Source organism: Micromonospora sp. NPDC005206 (assembly GCF_040608175.1).
Lineage (GTDB): Bacteria > Actinomycetota > Actinomycetes > Mycobacteriales > Micromonosporaceae > Micromonospora.
Genome location: NZ_JBEXHU010000062.1, coordinates 1 through 5214 on the forward strand (window position 1 = coordinate 1; position 5214 = coordinate 5214).

The 5214-nt window shown below is 57.7% G+C and carries 3 rRNA genes; all 3 read left to right on the forward strand.

Annotated features, from left to right (window positions below):
• Positions 1-3 precede the first annotated feature (3 nt).
• Positions 4-1520 (forward strand): 16S ribosomal RNA (locus tag ABZU69_RS36755).
• 383 nt (positions 1521-1903) lie between these two features.
• Positions 1904-5012: ribosomal RNA gene (locus ABZU69_RS36760) — 23S ribosomal RNA — on the forward strand.
• Positions 5013-5095: 83 nt separating this feature from the next.
• Positions 5096-5212 (forward strand): 5S ribosomal RNA (gene rrf / locus ABZU69_RS36765).
• Together the 16S, 23S and 5S rRNA genes form the textbook arrangement of a ribosomal RNA operon.
• Positions 5213-5214 lie beyond the last annotated feature (2 nt).

The following is a 5214-nucleotide window of genomic DNA, read 5'->3' on the forward strand; positions in this document are numbered from 1 at the left end:
TTTTTGTTGGAGAGTTTGATCCTGGCTCAGGACGAACGCTGGCGGCGTGCTTAACACATGCAAGTCGAGCGGAAAGGCCCTTCGGGGTACTCGAGCGGCGAACGGGTGAGTAACACGTGAGCAACCTGCCCCAAGCTTTGGGATAACCCCGGGAAACCGGGGCTAATACCGAATATTACTGGGTCTCGCATGAGGTTTGGTGGAAAGTTTTTCGGCTTGGGATGGGCTCGCGGCCTATCAGCTTGTTGGTGGGGTGATGGCCTACCAAGGCGATGACGGGTAGCCGGCCTGAGAGGGCGACCGGCCACACTGGGACTGAGACACGGCCCAGACTCCTACGGGAGGCAGCAGTGGGGAATATTGCACAATGGGCGGAAGCCTGATGCAGCGACGCCGCGTGAGGGATGACGGCCTTCGGGTTGTAAACCTCTTTCAGCAGGGACGAAGCGAGAGTGACGGTACCTGCAGAAGAAGCACCGGCCAACTACGTGCCAGCAGCCGCGGTAAGACGTAGGGTGCGAGCGTTGTCCGGATTTATTGGGCGTAAAGAGCTCGTAGGCGGCTTGTCGCGTCGACTGTGAAAACCCGCAGCTCAACTGCGGGCCTGCAGTCGATACGGGCAGGCTAGAGTTCGGTAGGGGAGACTGGAATTCCTGGTGTAGCGGTGAAATGCGCAGATATCAGGAGGAACACCGATGGCGAAGGCAGGTCTCTGGGCCGATACTGACGCTGAGGAGCGAAAGCGTGGGGAGCGAACAGGATTAGATACCCTGGTAGTCCACGCTGTAAACGTTGGGCGCTAGGTGTGGGGGGCCTCTCCGGTTTCCTGTGCCGCAGCTAACGCATTAAGCGCCCCGCCTGGGGAGTACGGCCGCAAGGCTAAAACTCAAAGGAATTGACGGGGGCCCGCACAAGCGGCGGAGCATGCGGATTAATTCGATGCAACGCGAAGAACCTTACCTGGGTTTGACATGGCCGCAAAACTGTCAGAGATGGCAGGTCCTTCGGGGGCGGTCACAGGTGGTGCATGGCTGTCGTCAGCTCGTGTCGTGAGATGTTGGGTTAAGTCCCGCAACGAGCGCAACCCTCGTTCGATGTTGCCAGCGCGTTATGGCGGGGACTCATCGAAGACTGCCGGGGTCAACTCGGAGGAAGGTGGGGATGACGTCAAGTCATCATGCCCCTTATGTCCAGGGCTTCACGCATGCTACAATGGCCGGTACAATGGGCTGCGATACCGTGAGGTGGAGCGAATCCCAAAAAGCCGGTCTCAGTTCGGATCGGGGTCTGCAACTCGACCCCGTGAAGTCGGAGTCGCTAGTAATCGCAGATCAGCAACGCTGCGGTGAATACGTTCCCGGGCCTTGTACACACCGCCCGTCACGTCACGAAAGTCGGCAACACCCGAAGCCGGTGGCCCAACCCCTTGTGGGAGGGAGCCGTCGAAGGTGGGGCTGGCGATTGGGACGAAGTCGTAACAAGGTAGCCGTACCGGAAGGTGCGGCTGGATCACCTCCTTTCTAAGGAGCACCTTCACCTGAAAGGGTGCAAGGAGCCCGCGACCTGCGAATGTTGGGTCGGGGTGCTCAAATGGCGGAGACACTGGTGAGTTTTCTGCCGGCAACGGCCGAGACGCCTAGTACAGCTGCTCTTCGGGGTGGTGGGAACGGATGGTCTTTGGTGCGGCTGGGAGATGGCGTAGAGCACCCTGTTGGGTCCTGAAAGAACAACCCGTGGGTTGTTTCTTTCGGAGACTGGTCCGGGCCCTGTGGGGGCCCGGGAGTCTGCCAGGCATGGCCTGGTTCCACATACCGCCGGGCGTTGGTCCGGGTTTGGTGTGGGGCTGATGGGTTGTGGGTTGGTCGTTTGTTGAGAATTGCACAGTGGACGCGAGCATCTTTGTGGTCAAGTTGTCAAGGGCGAACGGTGAATGCCTTGGCACCAGGAGCCGATGAAGGACGTGGGAGGCCGCGATAGGCCTGGGGGAGCTGTCAACCAAGCTGTGATCCCAGGGTGTCCGAATGGGGAAACCTGGCTGGAGTCATGTCCAGTCACCCACACCTGAACACATAGGGTGTGTGGAGGGAACGCGGGGAAGTGAAACATCTCAGTACCCGTAGGAAGAGAAAACAATTTAGTGATTCCGCGAGTAGTGGCGAGCGAAAGCGGATTGAGGCTAAACCGGCTGCGTGTGATACCTGTCAGGGGTTGCGTGGTCGGGGTTGTGGGACCCTACTGAACAAGCTGACACTTGTTCGAGAAGTTATAAAGTCAGTGGCTAGTCGAACAGTCTGGAATGGCTGACCGTAGACGGTGAAAGTCCGGTAGGTGAAAGTTGCTGACCTTCTGTGGGTGTTCCCGAGTAGCGGCGGACCCCTGAAATCTGCCGTGAATCTGCCAGGACCACCTGGTAAGCCTAAATACTTCCTGGTGACCGATAGCGGACGAGTACCGTGAGGGAATGGTGAAAAGTACCCCGGGAGGGGAGTGAAATAGTACCTGAAACCGTTCGCCTACAATCCGTCGGAGCCTTGCGGGGTGACGGCGTGCCTTTTGAAGAATGAGCCTGCGAGTTAGTGGCATGTGGCGAGGTTAACCCGTGTGGGGGAGCCGTAGCGAAAGCGAGTCTGAATAGGGCGATTCAGTCGCGTGTCCTAGACCCGAAGCGGAGTGATCTAGCCATGGGCAGGCTGAAGCGCGGGTAAGACCGCGTGGAGGGCCGAACCCACCAATGTTGAAAAATTGGGGGATGACCTGTGGTTAGGGGTGAAAGGCCAATCAAACTCCGTGATAGCTGGTTCTCCCCGAAATGCATTTAGGTGCAGCGTCGCGTGTTTCTTGCCGGAGGTAGAGCACTGGATGGTCTAGGGGGCCCACAAGCTTACCGAAACCAGCCAAACTCCGAATGCCGGTAAGTGAGAGCGCGGCAGTGAGACTGCGGGGGATAAGCTTCGTAGTCGAGAGGGAAACAGCCCAGATCACCAGCTAAGGCCCCTAAGCGTGTGCTAAGTGGAAAAGGATGTGGGGTCGCATAGACAACCAGGAGGTTGGCTTAGAAGCAGCCACCCTTTAAAGAGTGCGTAATAGCTCACTGGTCAAGTGGTTCCGCGCCGACAATGTAGCGGGGCTCAAGCACACCGCCGAAGCTGTGGCATTCACATTTTAACCTCGCTTGGACTTGATTCCTTGTGCAGGTGTGTGGATGGGTAGGGGAGCGTCGTGCCGCGAGTGAAGCAGCGGGGTGACCCAGTTGTGGACGCGGCACGAGTGAGAATGCAGGCATGAGTAGCGAAAGAAGGGTGAGAAACCCTTCCGCCGGATGACCAAGGGTTCCAGGGCCAGGCTAATCCGCCCTGGGTGAGTCGGGACCTAAGGCGAGGCCGAGAGGCGTAGTCGATGGACAACGGGTTGATATTCCCGTACCCGCGAAAGAGCGTCCCTGACGAACCTCGTTGTGCTAACCACCCAAACCATCCAAGACCTTCGGGTTGAGGGTGGGGAGCGTGGGAACCTGATGGGTAGTAGTCAAGCGATGGGGTGACGCAGGAAGGTAGCTGAGCCCGGCCGGTGGTTGTGCCGGGGTAAGCGTGTAGGCCGTGTTGTAGGCAAATCCGCAACACATGAAGGCTGAGACGTGATGCCGAGCCGATTCAGGTGAAGTCAGTGATCCTATGCTGCCGAGAAAAGCCTCTAGCGAGTTCTTAGCGGCCCGTACCCCAAACCGACACAGGTGGTCAGGTAGAGAATACCGAGGCGATCGGGCGAACTGTGGTTAAGGAACTCGGCAAATTGCCCCCGTAACTTAGGGAGAAGGGGGGCCGGAGACGTGAAGCCCCGCGCGGGTGGAGCGTTGTATGGCCGCAGAGAGCAGGGGGAAGCGACTGTTTACTAAAAACACAGGTCCATGCGAAGAAGTAATTCGATGTATATGGACTGACGCCTGCCCGGTGCTGGAACGTTAAGGGGACCTGTTAGCTCTTCGGGGCGAAGCGGAGAACTTAAGCGCCAGTAAACGGCGGTGGTAACTATAACCATCCTAAGGTAGCGAAATTCCTTGTCGGGTAAGTTCCGACCTGCACGAATGGCGTAACGACTTCCCCACTGTCTCAACCACAGGCCCGGCGAAATTGCAGTACGAGTAAAGATGCTCGTTACGCGCGGCAGGACGGAAAGACCCCGGGACCTTTACTATAGCTTGACATTGGTACTCGAATTAGCTTGTGTAGGATAGGTGGGAGCCGGTGAAGTCCATACGCCAGTATGGGTGGAGGCAATCTTGAAATACCACTCTGGTTGATTTGGGTATCTAACTTCGGACCGTTATCCGGTTCAGGGACAGTGTCTGGTGGGTAGTTTAACTGGGGCGGTTGCCTCCTAAAAGGTAACGGAGGCGCCCAAAGGTTCCCTCAGCCTGGTTGGCAATCAGGTGTTGAGTGCAAGTACACAAGGGAGCTTGACTGTGAGACTGACAGGTCGAGCAGGGACGAAAGTCGGGACTAGTGATCCGGCACTTGCGAGTGGAAGCGGTGTCGCTCAACGGATAAAAGGTACCCCGGGGATAACAGGCTGATCTTCCCCAAGAGTCCATATCGACGGGATGGTTTGGCACCTCGATGTCGGCTCGTCGCATCCTGGGGCTGTAGCAGGTCCCAAGGGTTGGGCTGTTCGCCCATTAAAGCGGTACGCGAGCTGGGTTTAGAACGTCGTGAGACAGTTCGGTCCCTATCCGCCGTGCGCGTAGGATACTTGAGAAGGGCTGTCCCTAGTACGAGAGGACCGGGACGGACGAACCTCTGGTGTGCCAGTTGTCCCGCCAGGGGCACGGCTGGTTAGCTACGTTCGGAAGGGATAACCGCTGAAAGCATCTAAGCGGGAAGCCTGCTTCAAGATGAGGTATCCCACCCACTTTGTGGGGTAAGGCCCCCAGCTAGACGACTGGGTTGATAGGCCGGAAATGTAAGCCCGGTAACGGGTTCAGTTGACCGGTACTAATAGGCCGAGGACTTGACTACTAAGCTGCTACGCGTCCACTGTGCAACTCTCGATAAACGAACAACAGACCACTGTGTGGTGTTGTTTGACATGTCGATAGAGTTACGGCGGTCATGGCGGAGGGGAAACGCCCGGTCACATTCCGAACCCGGAAGCTAAGCCCTCCAGCGCCGATGGTACTGCACTCGTGAGGGTGTGGGAGAGTAGGACGCCGCCGGACAA